The 2,466-nt window shown below is 68.6% G+C and carries 3 protein-coding genes; 1 reads left to right on the top strand and 2 read right to left on the bottom strand.

The genetic code is table 11. From position 1 onward, the window contains the following. Positions 1 to 65: 65 nt before the first annotated feature. A complete protein-coding gene (locus ABGA94_RS03930) occupies positions 66 to 458 on the bottom strand; it encodes a hypothetical protein (protein ID WP_065178046.1) in 393 nt (130 codons plus the stop codon). Beyond that, positions 455 to 1,639 carry a class I SAM-dependent methyltransferase gene (locus tag ABGA94_RS03925; protein ID WP_375366443.1) on the bottom strand — a complete coding sequence of 395 codons (1,185 nt, stop codon included), beginning with the start codon at positions 1,637 to 1,639 and terminating at the stop codon, positions 455 to 457. The genes ABGA94_RS03930 and ABGA94_RS03925 overlap by 4 nt, the downstream gene beginning before the upstream one ends. 59 nt (positions 1,640 to 1,698) lie before the next feature. Between ABGA94_RS03925 and ABGA94_RS03920 the strand changes: the two genes are divergently transcribed. Next, positions 1,699 to 2,436 (top strand): pteridine reductase, encoded by a 738-nt coding sequence (locus tag ABGA94_RS03920; RefSeq protein WP_005419347.1) that lies wholly within the window; start codon positions 1,699 to 1,701, stop codon positions 2,434 to 2,436. Positions 2,437 to 2,466: the final 30 nt, after the last annotated feature.

Raw genomic sequence — 2,466 nt, 5'->3', positions numbered from 1 at the left:
AGCCGAGCCCATGCTCGGCTGCCTTTCGGGAGGGAGCCGAGCACGGGCTCGGCTCTACAGGAACCTCAGCCCCGCCAGCGCATCAGCAGATCGCGCAACGGGGTCAGCGCCGTGGCCATGCCGGCCAGCACGCCGATCGTGTTGGCCAGCGCATCCATCGGATCAGCAGTGCGGTTGCTGGTCAGCGCACCCTGCGCGAACTCGATGCCGACGCCCATCAGCACCAGCCCCACGCCCACCCACAGCAGCGGGCGCCCCGGCCGGAACAGCTGCACCGCGCTGCCGGCCAGGATGAAGTAGGCGAGGAAGTGCTCGCCCTTGTCGCTGTTTTCCGGCAGCGGGATCGGCGGTGGTGGGATCAGGCAGACCACGATCACCAGCAACACCGCCAATGTCCAAAGCGCGGTCCACAGCCGCTGTCGCCGCAGCGGCTTGATCAGCGGCAACGCATTGCTCACAGGCGCCAGCTCAGGTCGCCCAGTTCGAACGCCGGCTCGAAATCGACACCACGCTGCAGGCCGATGGCCTGGAAGCGCTCGCCCATCTCGGTCGGCAGGGTCAGCTTCTTCACCTGGTCACGCAGCTGGATGCGGCCGACCTCATCCGTACGCTCTTCGGCCAGCAGCAGCACCTGGTCCAGGCCGTTGCCGAGCAGGAAACTGGCCTGGCTGCAGTACCCCGCCAGTTCGAAACCACCGTGCATGCCCGCCTCGGCCATCGCGGTGAAATCCACCGACGCGGTGATGTCCTGCAGGCCGGGCCAACGATGCACGTCGTTGTGCATGTGGTGGCGGTAGAACGCGCGGACCGTGCCATCGTCGCGGTCGTGCTGGTAGAACTCGCTGCGGCTGTAACCGTAATCGACAAACAGCATCGCACCACGCTGCAGGCCGCCAGCCACTGCCTGCAGCCAGTACGGCAGCTGCGGCAGCACCTCGGAGCGGTAACCGTCGGCAAAGGGCTTTTCCAGGTAACGCTCGATGTGGCGCACCGCACCGTTGAGCAGGATGTCAGCGGGCTGCGCGCCACGGATGAAGTTGCCTTCGCCATCAAGCTCGACGGTTTCCTCGTAGACCTCGCCGTCCCGGATCAGGAAGCGCGGGGTCGGCAGCGCGTCGATCACCTCGTTGGCGAACACCACGCCCTCCCAGTCCTCCTCGAACGGGCGGTCGATCCAGTCCACGCGCGCGGCCAACTCGGCCGGCAGGTTCTGCTGCAGGCGCTGCTGCTGGCGCTCGCGCAGGTCGGCGCTGGGTTCGAGGATGGCGTAGCGCGACGGCAGCGCGTCCAGTTCGGCCAGGCGCAGCAGCACGGCCTCGGCGAATGCGCCGGTACCGCCCCCGAGTTCCAGCATGCGGGCCTGCGCGCCCAGCTGCGCGAACACCGGCGCCAGCGCATTGGCCACGCTGCCGGCGAACAGGCTGCCGAGCTCGGGTGCGGTGGTGAAGTCGCCGCTGCCACCGAACTTGCTGGCGCCGGCGCTGTAGTAGCCCCAGCCGGGGGTGTACAGGCACAGCTCCATGAAGCGCGAGAACGGCATCGCCCCGCCCTGCGCAAGGATTTCGGCACGCAGGGCGGCCGCCAGCTGGTCGCTGTGGGCCAGGGCATCGGCTTCGGGCAGGGGGAAGGTGGGCTGCATGGCGTCTTCGAATGCGGTGACAATGGTGCACAGGATAGCCGAGCCTTGGAGGACCCTCGATGAGCGATACCCACCCCGTGGTCCTGATCACCGGCAGCGCGCGCCGGATCGGTGCGGCCATCGCCCGCCAGTTCCACGCCTGTGGCTGGTCGGTGGTACTGCATGCCAACACCTCCAGCGCCGAACTGCAGCAGGCCGCGTTCGATTTCGACAATGTGCGGCCGGGCAGCGTGCTTGCGCTGCAGGCCGACCTGCGTGACGCCGACGCCCTGCCCGACCTGGTGGAACAGGCCGTTACCCACTTCGGCCGCCTGGACGCGCTGGTCAACAACGCCTCCAACTTCTATGCCACCCCGCTCGGCCAGGTCACGGCCGAGGCGATGGACGAGCTGTATGCGGTCAACGCGCGCGCGCCGCTGCTGCTGTCACAGGCCGCCGCGCCCTACCTGCGCCGCCAGCAGGGCTGCATCGTCAACCTGACCGACCTGCACGGCACCGATCCGATGCGCGACCACATCGCCTACACGATGGCCAAGGCCGCGCTGGAGATGGCCACCCGTTCGTTGGCGCTGGAGCTGGCGCCGAAGGTGCGGGTCAATGCGGTGGCGCCCGGCGCGATCCTGTGGCCGGAACAGGGCAAGGACGATTTCGCCCGCGAGGCGCTGCTGGCGCGCACGCCTTTGGCGCGGATCGGTACGGTCGAGGAGATTGCCGAAGCGGTGTACTGGCTGGTGGCCGAAGCCAGCTTCGTCACCGGCCACACATTGCGCGTGGATGGCGGGCGCACGGTAAGTTGAGGCGCTGCCGGCCAGCGGCCGGCACTGCCG

The organism is Stenotrophomonas sp. 3diitr2024 (assembly GCF_042136455.1).
Classification (GTDB): domain Bacteria; phylum Pseudomonadota; class Gammaproteobacteria; order Xanthomonadales; family Xanthomonadaceae; genus Stenotrophomonas; species Stenotrophomonas sepilia.
Note: the sequence above shows the minus strand (reverse complement) of the source record. Positions and strands in the feature narration are given on the sequence as shown.

Excerpts from the sequence above, each read along its gene's own strand:
- ABGA94_RS03925 (WP_375366443.1), bottom strand. The coding sequence starts at position 1,639 with ATGCAGCCCACCTTCCCCCTGCCCGAAGCCGATGCCCTGGCCCACAGC.
- ABGA94_RS03920 (WP_005419347.1), top strand. The coding sequence starts at position 1,699 with ATGAGCGATACCCACCCCGTGGTCCTGATCACCGGCAGCGCGCGCCGG.